Annotated in this window: 14 protein-coding genes; 12 read left to right on the top strand and 2 right to left on the bottom strand. The window is 41.3% G+C overall.

Translation table 11 applies throughout. The features are described 5' to 3' along the window. Window positions 1–474 carry a ribonuclease H-like YkuK family protein gene (locus R2Q78_RS17315; protein ID WP_316793806.1) on the bottom strand — a complete coding sequence of 158 codons (474 nt, stop codon included), beginning with the start codon at window positions 472–474 and terminating at the stop codon, window positions 1–3. Window positions 475–725: 251 nt separating this feature from the next. Between R2Q78_RS17315 and R2Q78_RS17320 the strand changes: the two genes are divergently transcribed. From R2Q78_RS17320 to R2Q78_RS17355, 8 genes are all read left to right on the top strand, one after another. Next, window positions 726–944: a hypothetical protein gene (locus R2Q78_RS17320; protein ID WP_316793807.1), complete on the top strand. Its 219-nt coding sequence runs from the start codon at window positions 726–728 to the stop codon at window positions 942–944. A 23-nt stretch (window positions 945–967) separates the two neighbouring features. Then, a complete protein-coding gene (locus R2Q78_RS17325; RefSeq protein ID WP_316793808.1) occupies window positions 968–2,275 on the top strand; it encodes a DEAD/DEAH box helicase in 1,308 nt (435 codons plus the stop codon). Between the two features lies 1 nt (window position 2,276). After that, window positions 2,277–2,516, top strand: a complete 240-nt coding sequence (locus tag R2Q78_RS17330) for a DUF1456 family protein (protein WP_316793809.1) — start codon at window positions 2,277–2,279, stop codon at window positions 2,514–2,516. Between the two features lie 132 nt (window positions 2,517–2,648). Next, window positions 2,649–4,655, top strand: coding sequence for a gliding motility-associated C-terminal domain-containing protein (locus R2Q78_RS17335; protein WP_316793810.1), 2,007 nt, complete (start codon window positions 2,649–2,651; stop codon window positions 4,653–4,655). Between the two features lie 4 nt (window positions 4,656–4,659). Beyond that, window positions 4,660–5,661 (top strand): type IX secretion system membrane protein PorP/SprF, encoded by a 1,002-nt coding sequence (locus R2Q78_RS17340; protein WP_316793811.1) that lies wholly within the window; start codon window positions 4,660–4,662, stop codon window positions 5,659–5,661. 203 nt (window positions 5,662–5,864) lie between these two features. Further along, window positions 5,865–6,737: an ROK family protein gene (locus R2Q78_RS17345; RefSeq protein ID WP_316793812.1), complete on the top strand. Its 873-nt coding sequence runs from the start codon at window positions 5,865–5,867 to the stop codon at window positions 6,735–6,737. Window positions 6,738–6,742: 5 nt separating this feature from the next. Further along, window positions 6,743–7,564 carry an alpha/beta hydrolase family protein gene (locus R2Q78_RS17350; RefSeq protein WP_316793813.1) on the top strand — a complete coding sequence of 274 codons (822 nt, stop codon included), beginning with the start codon at window positions 6,743–6,745 and terminating at the stop codon, window positions 7,562–7,564. A gap of 144 nt (window positions 7,565–7,708) precedes the next feature. After that, window positions 7,709–8,629 carry a sugar phosphate isomerase/epimerase family protein gene (locus R2Q78_RS17355; RefSeq protein WP_316793814.1) on the top strand — a complete coding sequence of 307 codons (921 nt, stop codon included), beginning with the start codon at window positions 7,709–7,711 and terminating at the stop codon, window positions 8,627–8,629. 28 nt (window positions 8,630–8,657) lie between these two features. On the opposite strand, the gene ettA is transcribed toward R2Q78_RS17355, so the two are convergent. Beyond that, the gene (ettA, locus tag R2Q78_RS17360; RefSeq protein WP_316793815.1) at window positions 8,658–10,334 is read right to left on the bottom strand and encodes an energy-dependent translational throttle protein EttA; all 1,677 of its coding nucleotides are present in this window, start codon (window positions 10,332–10,334) and stop codon (window positions 8,658–8,660) included. A 160-nt stretch (window positions 10,335–10,494) separates the two neighbouring features. Here ettA and R2Q78_RS17365 point away from each other — a divergent pair, with 160 nt between their 5' ends. The 4 genes from R2Q78_RS17365 (at window position 10,495) to R2Q78_RS17380 (ending at window position 16,852) form a co-directional block, all read left to right on the top strand. Continuing rightward, window positions 10,495–12,066 (top strand): S10 family serine carboxypeptidase-like protein, encoded by a 1,572-nt coding sequence (locus tag R2Q78_RS17365; RefSeq protein ID WP_316793816.1) that lies wholly within the window; start codon window positions 10,495–10,497, stop codon window positions 12,064–12,066. 354 nt (window positions 12,067–12,420) lie between these two features. Next, window positions 12,421–12,816 (top strand): helix-turn-helix domain-containing protein, encoded by a 396-nt coding sequence (locus R2Q78_RS17370; protein WP_316793817.1) that lies wholly within the window; start codon window positions 12,421–12,423, stop codon window positions 12,814–12,816. 316 nt (window positions 12,817–13,132) lie between these two features. Further along, entirely contained in the window at window positions 13,133–15,670 is a 2,538-nt protein-coding gene (locus R2Q78_RS17375; protein WP_316793818.1) for an ATP-dependent Clp protease ATP-binding subunit, read from the top strand. 213 nt (window positions 15,671–15,883) lie between these two features. Beyond that, complete coding sequence (locus R2Q78_RS17380; protein ID WP_316793819.1) at window positions 15,884–16,852, top strand: formylglycine-generating enzyme family protein; 969 nt, start codon at window positions 15,884–15,886, stop codon at window positions 16,850–16,852. Window positions 16,853–16,873: the final 21 nt, after the last annotated feature.

The following is a 16,873-nucleotide window of genomic DNA, read 5'->3' on the forward strand; positions in this document are numbered from 1 at the left end:
CTAGTGTACCATTTTATCAGCACAGGTAGAGCTGGCAAAAGCTTCCGGCTTCGCTTTGAAAATAAAACCCATACTTAAAATGTAGCCCATTGCTTCATTCAATGCCTTGTTTGATTTAAACATTGGATTTGTATTGATGTCAGCATGTACTTCCAGATCTACATCGTATAAATCCAGCAGATCGCAGATGGCATAAGCAGTTTCTATTGACTTCTGCACTTCTACCAGCATCCTTTCTTTAATACTCATCTTTTGAGGTGTTTTGTCCTGGTGTATATACATAAAACCCCCATGATGCTCCCGGAGTAAAACAATTACAGTAGCAAAGTCGGTAAGTGCCCCTTTTACCTGTGAGTCTGTTCCGATACAGACTTTAAGTCTATAACCATTTTCTGTTTCTCTCAGGATTGCTGTTTCGATTTCTTCTAAAATTGGCGAGTGGATCACTTCGCCGCTAAATTTCTTCCAGGTCATACGTTAATTGAGTTATGATAAAAACAACCCGTATTCAGGTTTCTTAAAAATAAGGCTATTAAATTAAAATGAGGTTAATTTGATGTTGTTTAATTGCTAACAATCTATTGTTTGTCAACACTTTAGTTTGTTTCTGATAGGAGCCTGAACGGGAAATTCTGCTAATAAATATTAAAAAGAAGTCAACAAACCTTTAAAATATTCGTTAAATTGTATAGTACGAGTATTTTATTTACCTAAATATAATCATTATGAAAGCAGAATTGATCAATGAGTTTTATTTGTTACAACAAAGCAGGGTTGCAAACAAGTATAATGAGGTATTGGAAGAACAGGTTTACGCGCCGCTAAAACATGCGAACCATAAAATGACCACCTGGATTTCTGAGCGTGGTCTTATGCTGATGAGTTTAGATGTGCGTTTGTATAACTCTATGAAGCACTTGCGCAAGAAATACCTGAAGTTCTAATATATCCACTTATCTTTGATGCCATGATGGTAGATAAGATACTGGAAAAGCTAAAGATTGCTTCCTTAAATGAAATACAAACGGCTGCACTCGCATCCGCAAAAAAAGGCAGTGATCTGGTTTTACTGGCGCCTACAGGCTCCGGTAAAACACTTGCATTTTTAATTCCGGTACTAAATAAGCTAAAGTCGGATGTAAAAGGAGTGCAGGCTCTGGTCCTGGTTCCGTCCCGCGAACTGGCTTTGCAGATTGAGCAGGTATTTAAACAAATGGGTACAGGCTTTAAAGTAAATTGTTGCTATGGAGGGCATGCGGTCAGGACAGAACGCAATAATTTTGAACAACCTCCTGCGCTGCTCATCGGCACACCCGGCAGAATCGCTTATCACCTTAGACATGAGAATTTTGACGAATCGGGAATCAATACGTTGGTTTTGGATGAATTCGATAAAGCACTGGAATTTGGTTTTCAGGAAGACATGTCTTACATCATAGGAAACTTACGCTCGCTGAATCAGCGCATACTTACTTCTGCTACGGCTATGGAAGAGATTCCAGCCTTTACGAAAATTGACCAGCCAGTAGAGATAGATTTTTTGAAGGACGTAAAAGTTGCTCCGGACCTTAAATTAAAGAAAGTAGAAACTACGGCTGCTGATAAGCTGGATACACTTTTTCAGTTGATTTGTAAAATAGGAGATCAGCGGACGTTAATCTTTTGCAACCATAGAGAAACAGTAGACAGGATCAGCGATCTGCTGATTGATAAGGATTTGGCTCATGATATATTTCACGGGGGAATGGAACAGGATGAAAGGGAGCGAGCCTTGTTGAAATTTAGAAATGGGAGTATCAAAATATTGATTACGACAGATCTTGCTGCTCGTGGACTTGACATACCTGAGGTTGAATGTATTATTCATTATCAGTTGCCTTATACTGAGGATGCATTTTTACATAGAAATGGGCGTACTGCGAGGATGAATGCAAAAGGAACGGCCTATCTTGTCATCGCTGACGATGAAAAGTATCCCTTTTTAAAACAGGATATCGAAATAGAAAGTTTGAAAGGCAAATTTGCTTTGCCAAAGGATAGCGAATGGCAAACTTTATACATTGCAGCAGGTAAAAAAGATAAAATCAATAAGATAGATATTGTAGGTCTTTTGTTGAAAAAGGGTGGCTTGCAAAAAGAAGATGTGGGTCTGATTGAAGTAAAAGATCAGACTTCATATGTAGCAATAAAGCGTAAAATGGTGGGGAAAGTGCTTTCTGCACTTGCTAATGAGCGCATAAAAAATAAAAAGGTAAAAATAGAAATTGCGATGTAATATGAGTAATAACGAAATACTTAAAAAGTTACGTGTTGCGCTAGAGCTCAACACGGATGATATCATAAAAATTCTTTCGCTGGTAAACTTTAAGGCGACCAAAGCAGAGTTAGGAGACATGTTCAGGAGCGAAGATCATCCAAACTATAAGCTTTGCAAAGATCAGATCTTGCGCAACTTTTTAAACGGCCTGGTGATATACAAGCGGGGTCCAAGAGAGCCAAGGACGGAAACTAAGTAAATGTTTTATCTCTGACATTATTTTTATCATAAAGTTCTCTATTAGTGTTGATAAATTCCAAAATGTTTATAACTTTAAATATTAGGGATGAAATAATATCCAGTGCTATTTATCTACTTAATGCCTCTTTATATGATAAAATGTCAGCCTCCCGCAATTTTACGTACTTCAGGTACGTCGGCATTTTTAAATAAGGCCGTTCGTCTGTCAGCTATCTTATTTCTGATGTTATCAATGTGTAACCAGGTTTTGGCGGGAGTCAATTCTTATATGGAGCTGTCAGCGCGCGGAATCCGGTCCGCCTCGGCCAACCTTGTTCCAGTGGTTACAGTGCTAAAAACAGGATCTGCGACGGCCATCGCCGGAGGGGCAATCAGTTATGTAATTGAGGTGGGTAATACAGGGTTGAGCAATGCATCCAATCTCCTGATTGAAGATGACATTCCTGATCAGGTTGTCAATGTGGCCTGGCAGGCGGAGGCAATAGGCGGAGGTACGATAACCGGTGCATCCAGCGGTATGGGCAACGGCATTAGCCTGCATGGAAATATTCCCGCAGGATCCGGAAATAAGATAAGAATTACCGTTACCGGAATTGTTCACCCCTCCTTTGTGGGTACCCTTAGTAATATCGCAAAAGCAACCCCTTCCGAACCAGGAATTCCGGCGGTTAGTTCAGCGCCGGTGCAGACCCTCGTCACCCAAAAACCAGTGATTGTAGCAACCATTTCGGGCCCCGCTACTGCTACCGCAGGTACAACGATCAGTTACTTCATTGAGTTGAGTAATACGGGTTTGAGCAATGCAAACAACATGCTGATTACTGATATTGTACCTCCAGAGCTGACCGATGTTACCTGGACTACCAATACAGAAGGCCTGGGCGTGGTCATTTCCGGTCAAACTGGATCGGGCAATAATGTAAGCCTGGTAGGCCGTATCAATGCCGGCACGGCCAATAAGATTCAAATTGCCATCACGGGAAAAGTCAATGCCTCATTTGGAGGTACCCTGTTCAATTCGGTTACCGTTACTCCTTCAGAAGCTGGCAATCTGCCAGTAACCACACCTGCTGTGCAGACTGTAGTTGAATTGCATCCGGTTATTGCCATTACTAAAACTGGTCCCGCTACTGCCACTGCCGGTTCGGAGATCACCTATACTATAGAGGTGACGAATGGTTGCCTGAGCAACGCAAAAGATTTGTTAATTACAGACTTTGTATCCCTACATTTAACTAATGTAAGCTGGACAACCGCTGTAACGGGGACTGCTGTTGTTAAAACCGGGATCACAGGTACAGGAAATACGATTACCATTACTGCAGATATAAGGAGTTGTCCTGGCAATAAGATCATCATTACAGTTAAGGGTACAATTGACCCGTCTTTCGCCGGGATAATTATCAATACGGCGACAGCTACGCCTTCCGAACCCGGAAATCCGCCGGTAGTTTCACCGCCTGTTGAAACCTTGGTAAGAAGAGCTCCAAGTTTGTCCGTAACAAAAGCAGGGCCTGCAAAGCTCAAATCAGGGGATAGGATTACCTATGTTATTGAGGTTAGCAATTCCAGTCTTAGCAACGCAGAGAACCTTACAATTACAGACGTGATCAGCAGTGAAATCACCAACGTGGAATGGTCAGCGATAGTTTCCGGCGCTGCAAAGATTAATACAGGGATTACCGGAAACGGCAATCATTTAAATATCACTGCCGATTTGCCTGCAGGAATAGTAAATAAGATTGTAATTACTGTTAATGGCTTCATTTCCAAATCATTTGTTGGGATAATTGTGAATGCCGCATCGGCTGCTGCCTCTGAGGACGGAGTGCCCGTCGCTCAAAGTAACATAGTTGAAACGATTGTAGACTATGCTGACTTTATCATTCCTAATATTGTCACTCCAAATGGAGATGGTTCAAATGACGTACTCAAAATCAAGGGCATAGAAAACTACCTCGATACAGAGATTTTCATTGTGAACAGATGGGGTAATGAGGTTTACAGATCAAATGATTACAAAAATGACTGGGACGGTTCGCAGTTAAATGAAGGTACATACTACTATGTTGTTAAACGAAGAGAGAAAACAGGTGGCTTGACTACTTTCAAAGGCTGGGTATTTTTAAAGAGATAGGAACATGAAAACAAATATAATTTTAAGAAGATACATACTTTTAGTGATATTCACTGCCAGCTTTTTTATTGCGAGCGCACAACAAACCATACAGTTCAGTCAATATGTGTTTAACGGACTAGCCGTTAATCCCGCCTATGCGGGTTATAAGGAAGCCTGGACGGGAAGCATGAGTTATCGTATGCAATGGGCCGGCTTGGACGGTGCTCCAAGAACGGCAACAGCATCGTTTGACGGACTCACCGGTAATCCCGGTAAGAAAGTTGGTTTGGGCATCATTGCCTCCAATGACAGGTTAGGAGCTCAGAATAACTCCTCAGTTTATGCCAATTATGCTTATCGTCTGCAGCTTGATGAAGAGGATACCAAACGCCTTAGTTTCGGCATTGGCTTTGGTGCAACTCAGTACAGCGTAGATGGCTCTAAATTTAAAGCCGTGGATCAGGGTGATGGAAGCATTCCTGTTGGAAATGACAGTAAGCTGTCGCCCGATTTCCGCTTTGGTGTGTATTATTATACGCCTAAGTTTTATCTCGGTGCATCTGTGATAGATCTTTTTTCCGGAATAACAGATAAAACTACAACTACTGACAGCTATACGATTTTAAAACAGGTACGCCATTTGTACCTTACAGGAGGGGTGATGATCCCCTTGACAGAAAACCTTGATCTTAAACCAACATTTATGATTAAGGAAGATTTCAAGGGGCCTACCAGTCTGGATCTGAATAGTTATTTGCTAATCAGTAAAAAGCTTTGGATAGGGGCGTCATGGAGGACAGGCGTAGCACTTTGGGATAAAAAAAATCTTCAAAGTGGTCTGAATAAAAGTGATGCAGTTTCTGGCATTGTTGAGGTCTACCTCAGCGAGCGCTTTCGCATAGGCTATTCGTTTGATTATACCACGAGTAAACTGGCAAATTATCAGCAGGGCTCACATGAGGTTTCTCTAAGCATTACCTTCCCAGGACAAAGGGACAGGATATTGAGCCCCCGTTATTTCTAATATAGAAGCTGTCTGGAAAGATAATTTACCAAGAACATACCTTTTCGAACAGCCTCTTTTCTCTCGGTTTTTCTGCGCTTTTCTTTTAGTGACAAAAGCCTTGCAATTAATTTCTAAATAAATTTTGCTAAAACGGTTTAAATGACTTTATTTGAGTTATAGAATTGCTTGTCCATTCTGTCATTACCAAATAGATCTTTAAAATGAACATAAAAACGGCCGAACTCCCTTTCATAGGGGTAGATATAGGTGGCTCTCACATCACAGCAGCACATGTAGATTGCAAATCATATAAAGTTATTGATGAAACTATGGCGCGTCTCAGGGTGGCATCTATGGATACAGCTGAGGTTATATTTGATTCATGGATTGACGCATTGTCATCATTGATCATTAAGCAAGGCGATCAGCATACCAGGATTGGTATTGCAATGCCGGGGCCTTTTGATTATGAGCATGGAATTTCGCTGATGAAGAACCAGCAGAAATACGATTCGCTGTACGGATTAAATGTTCGTGAAATATTATCTGAACGATTGGGCATCCCTGGAGAACATATTATTTTCATCAATGATGCGGAAGCTTTTTTACGTGGTGAACTTGCTTCAGGAGCTGCCTCTGATTTTGAGAAAGCTATTGGTGTCACACTAGGTACTGGTTTGGGCTCCACAAGCAGCTGTAAGGGTGATGTTGTAGATGCAAACAGGGCGTTTGTCCCATTTCTTGACAGCATAGCAGAGGAATATATTTCTACCAGGTGGTTCTTGAAAAGGTATAAAGAACTTTCAGATAAAGAGGTTAAAAACGTAGAAGAATTGCTTTCGACAGCAGAAGCAGATATCATAGTTCAGCTGTTTGATGAATTCGCGACCAATCTTGCCTCATTCTTAAATGACTTTATTGCCGATGAAAAGCCTGAAGTTTTGGTCATCGGTGGTAATATTGCTAAGACCTGGGATCATTTTATTACTATATTGCAGGATAAAATAGTCGATAAGACTGTTGTAATTAAGCAAACTGAAATGTGGGAAGACGCAGCACTTGTCGGCGCGGCATGTACCTGGATTAATAAATAGTAAAAATGAAAATACGTCTTTTTCTTACAGTACTTTTAGCCTTCATCAGCTGCCAGTTTATTTACGCTGCTCAGGTTGATACAGTACTTACCTATAGTACTGCAATGAAAAAGAACATTAAGGCGGTAGTCATTACCCCACAGGGTTATGAAAACAATAAAAATTTCCCTACAGTGTACCTGCTACATGGCGCTGGTGATGCTTACTCTGGCTGGGTAAATAAAGTCCCTGCTATAAAAAAGTATGCCGACGATTTTCAGATGATCATTGTGTGCCCGGACGGAAACGTAACCAGCTGGTATTTCGATAGTCCGGAAGATGCCAACTGGAAATATGAAACCTACGTGGCGACTGAACTGGTAAACTTTATCGATCAGAAATATAAGACTTTGAAGGATAGGAAGGGGAGAGCCATTACCGGTTTGAGCATGGGTGGACATGGTGCCTTATACCTGTCCTTTAAACATCAGGATACCTTCGGAGCAGCCGGGAGTATGAGCGGAGGTGTTGATATAAAGCCATTTCCATTAAACTGGGATATCGCCAAAAGGCTTGGTCCTATGGATAAATATCCAGAAAGATGGAAATCTAATTCTGTTATAGACCTGATTTATCTGCTCGTTCCAAATCGCCTCGCCCTGAATATCGACTGTGGAAAAGAGGATTTTTTCTACGAAGTCAATATGAAACTTCATGAGCAATTGCAATACAGCAACATTCCGCATGATTTTACCATCAGACCTGGTGCACATAACTGGGACTACTGGAAGAATGCAATAGGCTTTCAACTGATGTTTTTCAATAATTTCTTTAATAAGGGAAAGTAACCTTAGACTTAAGTCTAAGTTCCTTTGTTTAGTAGCCTCTGGCAACTGGTCGTCTGTAATATTAGGGAGGATTTCATTCTGAAGGAAAGATTATTTATTTTAGTTGAGAATACAATCTAAAACCAACCCTAACACACACTAATTATGGAAATAAAAGACCGCAGAAGTTTTCTCAGAGATATTGGCTTACTCACCGCCGCCACAGGGCTATCGGGTATTTTGCCTCTCGACACATTAGCAGCACCTAAAAAGGAGTTCTTTAAAATATCATTGGCGCAATGGTCGCTTCATAAATCTTTGTTTGGTGGAAAACTGACCAATTTGGATTTTCCTTTAAAAGCTAAAAATGATTTTGGTATCAATATCGTAGAATATGTAAGTCCTTTTTTCAATAAAAAGGAAACTGATCAGGCTTATTTAAAAGAACTGCTTACCAGGACTAAGAACGAAGGCATACAAAATCACCTCATCATGATTGACGGTGAAGGGCAACTGGGCGATAAGAATGAAGCTGCCAGGATCAAAGCGGTAGAAAATCACTATAAATGGGTTGATGCCGCAAAAGTGCTGGGTTGCAAAACTATTCGTGTGAACGCAGGAGGTGGCGGAACAGAGGAAGAGGTTAAAGCAGCAGCGGTAGACGGGCTGGGCAGGCTGTCTGAATATGGAAGAAAAAATAAGATCAACATCATTGTAGAAAACCATGGCGGATACTCTTCTGATGGGAGTTGGCTTTCATCAGTAATTAAACAGGTGAATAATCCTTATTGCGGTACTTTACCTGATTTTGGAAACTTTAAAATCAGTTCTACCAGAGAATACGACAGGTATAAAGGGATCGCAGAATTATTGCCTTATGCAAAAGGGTTGAGTGCCAAAACTTATGACTTTGACGATAAAGGCAATGAAGCAACTATGGATTACGAACGTATCTTTAAGATTGTTCAGGCAGGGAAGTGGACTGGAATTGTAGGGATAGAATATGAAGGGGATAAGCTTTCTGAAGACGAAGGAATCAAGAAAACCAAGGAGTTGCTGCTGAAGATTCAGGAATTGCATAAATAAAAAAAGGGGCTCACAGCCCCCTTTTTTATTATACTAGTTTTTTATACCTGATCCGGTGAGGCGTTACATCACCCAATCTTTTCTTGCGGTTTTCTTCGTAATCACTGTAGTTACCCTCAAAGAAGTAAACCTGTGAGTTACCTTCGAAAGCCAGGATATGTGTACAGATCCTGTCCAGGAACCAGCGGTCGTGACTGATCACAACTGCACAGCCACCAAAGTTTTCCAATGCTTCTTCCAGTGCCCTCAATGTGTTTACATCAATATCATTGGTAGGCTCATCCAGTAACAATACGTTAGCACCTTTTTTCAAAGTAATGGCAAGGTGTACACGATTGCGCTCACCACCGGATAAGATGCCTACTTTTTTCTGCTGATCTCCACCGTTGAAATTGAATTTAGAAACATAAGCTCTTCCGTTTACGGCTTTATTGCCCAGTTGGATATTGTCTAAACCATCAGTGATGTTCTCATAGACAGTCTTATCTGCATCCAGGTCATTGTGCATCTGATCCACATAACCCAGTTCTACCGTTTCCCCAACGCGGAATGTTCCGGTGTCAGGAGTTTCCTGACCGGTAATCAAACGGAACAAGGTCGTTTTACCGGCACCGTTTGGTCCGATGATCCCTACAATACCTGCCGGAGGTAGCGAGAAGCTCAGGTCTTCAAATAATAATTTATCACCATAAGCCTTGGTTACATTGCTGGCTTCAATCACCACATTTCCAAGCCTCGGGCCGGCAGGAATGAAGAGCTCCAGTTTGTCTTCCCTTTCTTTTGAATCTTCCGAAGCCAGTTTATCATAATTGGACAAACGCGCTTTCGATTTGGCATGACGGGCCTTTGGTGCCATACGTACCCATTCCAGCTCACGCTCCAGTGTTTTCTGACGTTTGCTTTCAGTTTTTTCTTCCTGTGCTAGTCTTTTTGCTTTCTGATCCAACCATGAAGAATAATTTCCTTTCCATGGAATACCTTCACCACGGTCAAGCTCAAGGATCCATCCCGCAACATTGTCCAGGAAGTACCTGTCGTGAGTTACCGCGATCACTGTTCCTTTGTAATTTTGGAGGAATTGCTCCAGCCAGTCAATACTCTCCGCATCAAGGTGGTTGGTAGGCTCATCCAGTAAAAGTACATCCGGTTCCTGAAGCAGCAGGCGGCACATCGCCACACGTCTGCGCTCACCTCCCGAAAGTACCCCGATTTTAGTCTCAGGATCAGGGCAGCGCAATGCATCCATTGCACGCTCCAGTTTGGAGTCCAGTTCCCAGGCGTTAACTGCATCGATTTTATCCTGCAGTTCACCCTGACGAGCCATCAATTTATCCATTTTATCCGGATCAGAGTAGTTTTCTTCTAAACCGAATGCTTCATTAACTTCTTCATATTCTTTAAGGATCGCAGTAATTTCTGCCACACCTTCTTCAACAACTTCTCTTACTGTTTTACTTTCATCCAATTGCGGTTCCTGGGCAAGGTAACCTACACTGTATCCCGGTGAGAAAACCACCTCGCCCTGAAAGGATTTGTCCAGTCCGGCAATGATTTTTAAAAGAGAGGATTTACCGGATCCGTTGAGACCGATAACGCCAATTTTAGCACCATAGAAAAAGGAAAGGTATATGTTTTTTAAAACTTGCTTCTGAGGTGGGTAAATCTTATTTACCCCCGCCATTGAAAAAATTATCTTTTCGTCCATGCTTGGTATTTAGTAAATGATAGGGTTTAGAAAACCTTATGTCTGCAACAAAGATAAGAAAAGGGGGTGATCTCCCAAGGCTGGATTTACAGTAACATTTCTGACGCTATTTATGATTAGATGTGTAATTGTTTGATATTTATATACCAAACAAACCGACATGAATATTAAACCTATACTTACCATTTTAATGATTTCAGCTGTGACAGTACAGGCACAGCAGGGGCCAAGAGGTTCGCAGGCTCCAAACCGAACAGAAGCCAGACAAACAACAGAAATAAAGCCAGTTTCCACCGACCGTGCAACTGTTTCCAATGAACGCACCATCAAGGTTGAAAGTACAGTAGAAACCAGTCATTCGGTCACCATAGATGGCAAAGTGGTGCCTTACAAAGCCATAACCGGCACATTGCCGGTATGGGATGAAGACGGAAAGCCGATTGCAGGCTTGTTTTATACTTATTATGAAAGAAGTAATGTGTCTAACCGGGAAAAACGCCCTTTGGTCATTTCTTTCAACGGCGGTCCGGGTTCTGCTTCAGTGTGGATGCACATTGCTTACACAGGACCGGTGGTTTTGAATATTGATGACGAAGGTTATCCGGTTCAGCCTTATGGTTATAAAGAAAATCCCTATTCTATTTTAGACGTTGCTGATATTGTTTATATAGATCCGGTCAATACGGGTTATTCCAGAGCTGTTAGCAAGGAGATTCCGGGAAGTAAATTTTTTGGTGTTCGTGCAGATATCAAATACCTGGCCGAATGGATCAATACCTTTGTAACCCGTAACAACCGCTGGGCGTCACCAAAATTCTTAATTGGCGAAAGCTATGGAACCACACGAGTGTCAGGCCTGGCACTAGAACTGCAAAACAACCAGTGGATGTATTTGAATGGTGTAGTTCTGGTTTCCCCAACTGAACTTGGTATAGACCGGAGCGGACCGGTAGAAGCCGCGCTTCGCTTGCCTTATTATGCTGCCACGGCATGGTATCACAAAGCCCTTCCGGCCGATCTTCAGGGTAAAGATCTAACGGCAATGTTGCCAGAAGTAGAAAATTTCACAATCAATGAACTTATTCCTGCGATAGCTCAGGGAGGTATGTTGAGTCCGGATAAAAGGAAGAGCATCATTGCAAAAATGTCGCGTTATTCCGGTCTGGCAGAAAAAGTGATTTCAGACTATAATATGGATGTACCAACAAATTTTTTCTGGAAGGAATTGCTGAGGGATAAAGGTTTTACTGTTGGCCGTTTAGATTCCCGTTACCGTGGTGTAGATAAAATGGCTGCAGGTGACGGGCCGGATTACAATTCCGAACTGACTTCATGGCTCCATTCCTTTACTCCGGCCATTAATATGTACATCCGAAATGAACTTAAGTATAAAACGGATTTAAAATACAACATGTTTGGTTCTGTTTCTCCCTGGGACAACTCAGGCGACCGTACTGGTGAAAACCTGAGACAGGCGATGGCACAAAACCCATACCTTCATTTGCTGGTGCAATCGGGCTATTACGACGGTGCATGTGATTATTTCAACGCCAAATACAATCTCTGGCAAATTGATGCTGCTGGCAAACTAAAAGACAGAATGAGCTGGGAGGGTTACAGAAGCGGACATATGATGTACCTGCGTAAAGAAGACTTAAAGACCGCAAATGAGCACATCAGATCCTTTATTATGAAGGCCTTGCCAAAACCTGGTGAGTCGGCTAAATTTTAATACAATAAGAATTAAGTGTCCGTTTGGGATGTGTTGTAGTCACAAGCAAAATAGTGTCGTATTTCATACGGATGCTAAACGGGTTTGCTACGGGTTTTAGCCGTACCAAACCCGCTGCAAACCCGTAGCAAAGCCGCTTGAAACCCGCTGTAAATATAAAGGCATCTCGAACGAGGGTTAAGCGCTATACCTGCGTATCAATTGCGCTTAAGGATGTCCTTAAACCTGCTAGTAACGAAAGCATTCTGAATAGTAAATCAGAATATTGATTGTTGTTACAATAAATTTCTTTTTGGTTAATCTTCCTAGTTTGAATATCTTTGCGTTATCTCAAGACATCACAGCATTTTATTAATGATTAGGACTAGTATAAACGAAATAACTGAGGATCGCGAAAACGTAACATCGGATTTAAAGCTCATATCACATTTGGAACAATGTATTGAAAAGAATTTCAGACGGGAAAAACATTGGGATTTCTATTTAGAAGATATCGGGTGTACCATTTGTCGCTTAAATAACTTAACGAGACGCTATCTTGGAAAGACTGTGTATGAAATGATCCAAAACAGACTTCTATCAGAAGCAATATTTTTGTTGGAAAGTACCATGTTGACAATAAGGGAAATTACCTTTGAGCTGGGGATGCAGGATCCGGCATATTTTAGCCGATGTTTTAAAAAGAAAATAGGTATTGCACCAAAGGTATGGCGGTCCCACGTATGGAATGCTGACATTTTGCGGGTATAGTGGTAATACAATGGATATTTTGACAGGCGCAGACGGGAATCAAATCCTTACAATTTAAGGACAATATGTTTTTATTTCTGTAATCACCAATAAAAAAAGGTATCTTGTATAAAGTTTAAAGGTGTTTTTATGGGGGTAACCTTTATTTGTATTTCGACTACATTAGTCAAAAAATAGTAACATTTATGAAATAACGGCAGTTGCAACATCTATTTATTAACCAATGGCGTAATTGTTGATAAAATAAAAAAATCAGGGGTGCTTTTATTAAACAAATTTTTTAGTTTAGGGCATCCCGGATTTAGAAAGGTTATATATGGAAGCTAAATTTTCTCCACAAGTAAAAGACGTGATTTCTTTTAGCAGGGAAGAAGCCCTGAGATTAGGTCACGATTACATAGGCGCAGAACATCTTTTGTTAGGCCTTATTCGCGAAGGCGATGGTATGGCCATTAAGATATTGAAATCATTAGGAGTTGATACATCAAAACTTCGCCGTTCGATCGAGGACTCGGTAAGAGGTACCTCAAGTGTTACAGTAAATTTGGGTAATATTCCATTAACCAAACAGGCTGAAAAAGTATTAAAAATCACTTATCTGGAAGCTAAGATCTTCAAAAGCGATTTGATTGGAACAGAACACCTGTTGCTGTCTATTTTGCGTGATGATGATAATATTGCTTCGCAGATATTGCTGCAGTATAATATCAATTACGAAATATTTAAACAGGAGGTAGAAGTGAATAAGAACGGATTCAGAGATGAAACTCAGAATAGTGCTTCAACCGGAGATGACGATTATCGTGAGGAGGAGAGTTTTAGCAGTCCGAAAAAAGTTTCTGATATCAAGTCTAAGACACCGGTATTGGATAACTTTGGAAGGGATTTGACAAAAGCCGCGGAAGAAGGCAGATTAGACCCTATTGTAGGTCGTGAAAAAGAAATTGAACGTGTGTCACAGATCTTGTCACGTCGTAAAAAGAACAACCCGATCTTAATCGGCGAGCCGGGAGTTGGTAAATCTGCAATTGCAGAAGGACTGGCTTTGCGTATCGTTCAGCGTAAGGTTTCCAGGGTGTTGTTCAACAAACGCGTGGTGACATTGGATCTTGCTTCACTGGTTGCTGGTACCAAGTACCGTGGTCAGTTTGAAGAACGTATGAAAGCCGTGATGAACGAGCTGGAGAAATCTACAGACGTGATTTTATTTATCGATGAGATTCATACAATCGTGGGTGCAGGTGGCGCTTCTGGTTCACTGGATGCATCCAATATGTTCAAGCCTGCTTTGGCAAGGGGAGAAATTCAATGCATCGGGGCAACTACGCTTGATGAATACCGTCAGTATATAGAAAAAGATGGTGCTTTAGACCGTCGTTTCCAAAAGGTGATGATTGAGCCTGCTACCCCCGATGAGACCATTGAGATCCTGAACCGCATCAAAGAAAAGTATGAAGATCACCATGGTGTAACTTATACTGATGAAGCGATCAATGCTTGTGTGGCCCTGACTTCAAGGTACATTACCGACAGATTCCTTCCGGATAAAGCAATTGATGCTTTGGATGAGGCAGGTTCAAGAGTACACTTGACCAATATTCATGTTCCGGAAAATATTATTGAGATCGAAAACAAGATTGAGGAGATCAAACTTGAGAAAAATAAGGTAGTAAAAAGCCAGAAATATGAGGAAGCAGCGAAACTGAGGGATACTGAAAAGAATCTTTTGGAAGAACTGGATCGTGCTAAGGCTGAGTGGGAAGCAGAAACTAAAACAAAACGTTATACAGTATCAGAAGATAATGTAGCGGAAGTGGTTTCTATGATGACTGGTATTCCTTTGCAGCGTGTGGGTCAAACAGACAGCGTGAAATTGCTGAACATGTATGATACCGTTGCTGAGAAAATCATTGGTCAGGATGATGCGATTAAGAAATTAACGAGAGCCATTCAGCGTACCAGAGCGGGATTGAAAGATCCTAAAAAGCCAATCGGTTCATTTATCTTCTTAGGTCCTACCGGAGTAGGTAAAACTGAGCTGGCTAAGGAGCTTGCACGTTTCATGTTCGATAGTGATGATTCGCTGATTCAAATAGACATGAGTGAGTACATGGAGAAATTTGCGGTATCACGTTTAGTGGGAGCGCCTCCGGGATATGTAGGTTACGAAGAGGGTGGTCAGCTGACTGAGAAAGTTCGTCGTAAACCATATGCAGTAATCTTACTGGATGAGATTGAAAAAGCTCACCCTGATGTATTCAATATTCTGTTGCAGGTTTTGGACGAAGGGCAGCTTACCGACAGTTTAGGACGTAAGGTTGATTTTAGAAATACGATCATCATCATGACTTCCAACATTGGTGCACGTCAGCTGAAAGACTTTGGACAGGGGGTAGGTTTCTCTACCACAGCTAAGGTGAATCAGGTAGATACGCATTCAAGAGGAGTAATTGAAAACGCACTTAAACGTGCCTTTGCACCTGAATTCCTGAATCGTGTAGATGATGTGGTGGTGTTTAACTCTCTTGGAAGAGAAGAAATCTTCAGAATTATCGATATTGAATTGAAATCTCTGTTCGGTCGTGTTCATAACTTAGGTTACGAAGTGAAGCTGACAGATAAAGCAAAAGATTTCATTGCCGATAAAGGTTTTGATTCAAACTTTGGTGCAAGACCACTTAAACGTGCGATCCAGAAATATCTTGAAGATCCGATTGCTGAAGAAATCCTGAAAGGTGAAATCCATGACGGAGATATTTTAGAGATTGACTATGATAAAGAAAATGATCAGATCGTAGTAGAAAATAGAAGTCCGGGTAAGAAAAAGAAAAAAGAAGAGGGAAGTGTAGAGTAGTAGTTCCGGATTAATGAATAAAACCCCCAGCTGTTCAGTCAGTCTGGGGGTTTATTTTTTTACATGAAAACCTGCAAAACGTAACAACTTAGTGTTGTTTTTACACAATTTGAAAATTAAATGCCTGTAGATTTTGGTTTATGGATAATAGCCTCTAATTTAGGGATTACAAATAGGTTAGGCTATAAATATCCGAGTATTAAAATTCTATAAATGAACAACAAATTATCATTACTAATTCCTTTAATAGCAATCGCTGTCCAGAGTACATCCGCACAAGAAAAACCTGCTGCTTACAAGCAGGAGATCAACGGTACTAAGTTGTCTTTCGAGATGCAGGCAATTCCAGGCGGGGAATTTATGATGGGCAGTAAAAAAGGAAAGGCTGATGAGCAGCCGGTTCATAAAGTAAAGATCGATCCTTTCTGGATGGGTGTTCATGAAGTGACATGGGATATCTACGAACCCTTTTTATATAAAGATTATGAGAAGTCGCACAGTACGGCGGCTATCCCTGCAAACGTAGATGCCGTTACAAGGCCGACAAAGCCTTATCTGGATATGACTTTTGGAATGGGTAAGGAAGGACAGCCGGCCCTGGCCATGACAAATTATAATGCTATACAATACTGCAAGTGGCTATATGCCAGAACCGGTGTTTTTTACAGACTTCCTACGGAGGCAGAATGGGAATACGCCTGCCGTGCAGGTACGACTACTGAATATTCATTTGGAGATGATGCAGGTAAACTGGGAGATTATGCCTGGTATGCAGCGAATAGCGGAGATAAAACACAGCTTGTAGGTCAGAAAAAACCAAATCCATGGGGTCTTTACGATATGTATGGGAACGTAGCGGAATGGACGTACGACCAATACGAGGAGAATTTTTATGCAGGGGTAACAGGCAATAAAGCCAATAATCCCATAGCAGTGCCTTCAAAACTTTATCCGCATGCGGTGAGAGGTGGGGCGTATAACGATGAACCAAATGATTTGCGCTCAGCTTCGAGATTACCTTCTAATCCTTCATGGAAACAGTTAGATCCTCAAATCCCTAAAAGCAACTGGTGGTTTCCTGAAGCTCCGTTTGTGGGGATGAGACTCGTAAGGCCTGTTAATCCGCCATCAAAAGCTGAAATAGAAGCCTACTACAATAGGGCACCAATTAAAGACAATTAGAAAACAACCACAAAATAACCT

Source organism: Pedobacter frigoris, from assembly GCF_032678645.1.
In the GTDB taxonomy this organism is placed as follows: Bacteria; Bacteroidota; Bacteroidia; order Sphingobacteriales; family Sphingobacteriaceae; genus Pedobacter; species Pedobacter frigoris_A.

Coding starts and splice junctions, on each gene's coding strand:
- R2Q78_RS17355 (WP_316793814.1), top strand. CDS start 7,709: ATGGAAATAAAAGACCGCAGAAGTTTTCTCAGAGATATTGGCTTACTC.
- R2Q78_RS17380 (WP_316793819.1), top strand. CDS start 15,884: ATGAACAACAAATTATCATTACTAATTCCTTTAATAGCAATCGCTGTC.
- R2Q78_RS17325 (WP_316793808.1), top strand. CDS start 968: ATGATGGTAGATAAGATACTGGAAAAGCTAAAGATTGCTTCCTTAAAT.
- R2Q78_RS17330 (WP_316793809.1), top strand. CDS start 2,277: ATGAGTAATAACGAAATACTTAAAAAGTTACGTGTTGCGCTAGAGCTC.
- R2Q78_RS17320 (WP_316793807.1), top strand. CDS start 726: ATGAAAGCAGAATTGATCAATGAGTTTTATTTGTTACAACAAAGCAGG.
- ettA (WP_316793815.1), bottom strand. CDS start 10,334: ATGGACGAAAAGATAATTTTTTCAATGGCGGGGGTAAATAAGATTTAC.
- R2Q78_RS17370 (WP_316793817.1), top strand. CDS start 12,421: ATGATTAGGACTAGTATAAACGAAATAACTGAGGATCGCGAAAACGTA.
- R2Q78_RS17375 (WP_316793818.1), top strand. CDS start 13,133: ATGGAAGCTAAATTTTCTCCACAAGTAAAAGACGTGATTTCTTTTAGC.
- R2Q78_RS17350 (WP_316793813.1), top strand. CDS start 6,743: ATGAAAATACGTCTTTTTCTTACAGTACTTTTAGCCTTCATCAGCTGC.
- R2Q78_RS17340 (WP_316793811.1), top strand. CDS start 4,660: ATGAAAACAAATATAATTTTAAGAAGATACATACTTTTAGTGATATTC.
- R2Q78_RS17365 (WP_316793816.1), top strand. CDS start 10,495: ATGAATATTAAACCTATACTTACCATTTTAATGATTTCAGCTGTGACA.
- R2Q78_RS17345 (WP_316793812.1), top strand. CDS start 5,865: ATGAACATAAAAACGGCCGAACTCCCTTTCATAGGGGTAGATATAGGT.
- R2Q78_RS17335 (WP_316793810.1), top strand. CDS start 2,649: ATGATAAAATGTCAGCCTCCCGCAATTTTACGTACTTCAGGTACGTCG.
- R2Q78_RS17315 (WP_316793806.1), bottom strand. CDS start 474: ATGACCTGGAAGAAATTTAGCGGCGAAGTGATCCACTCGCCAATTTTA.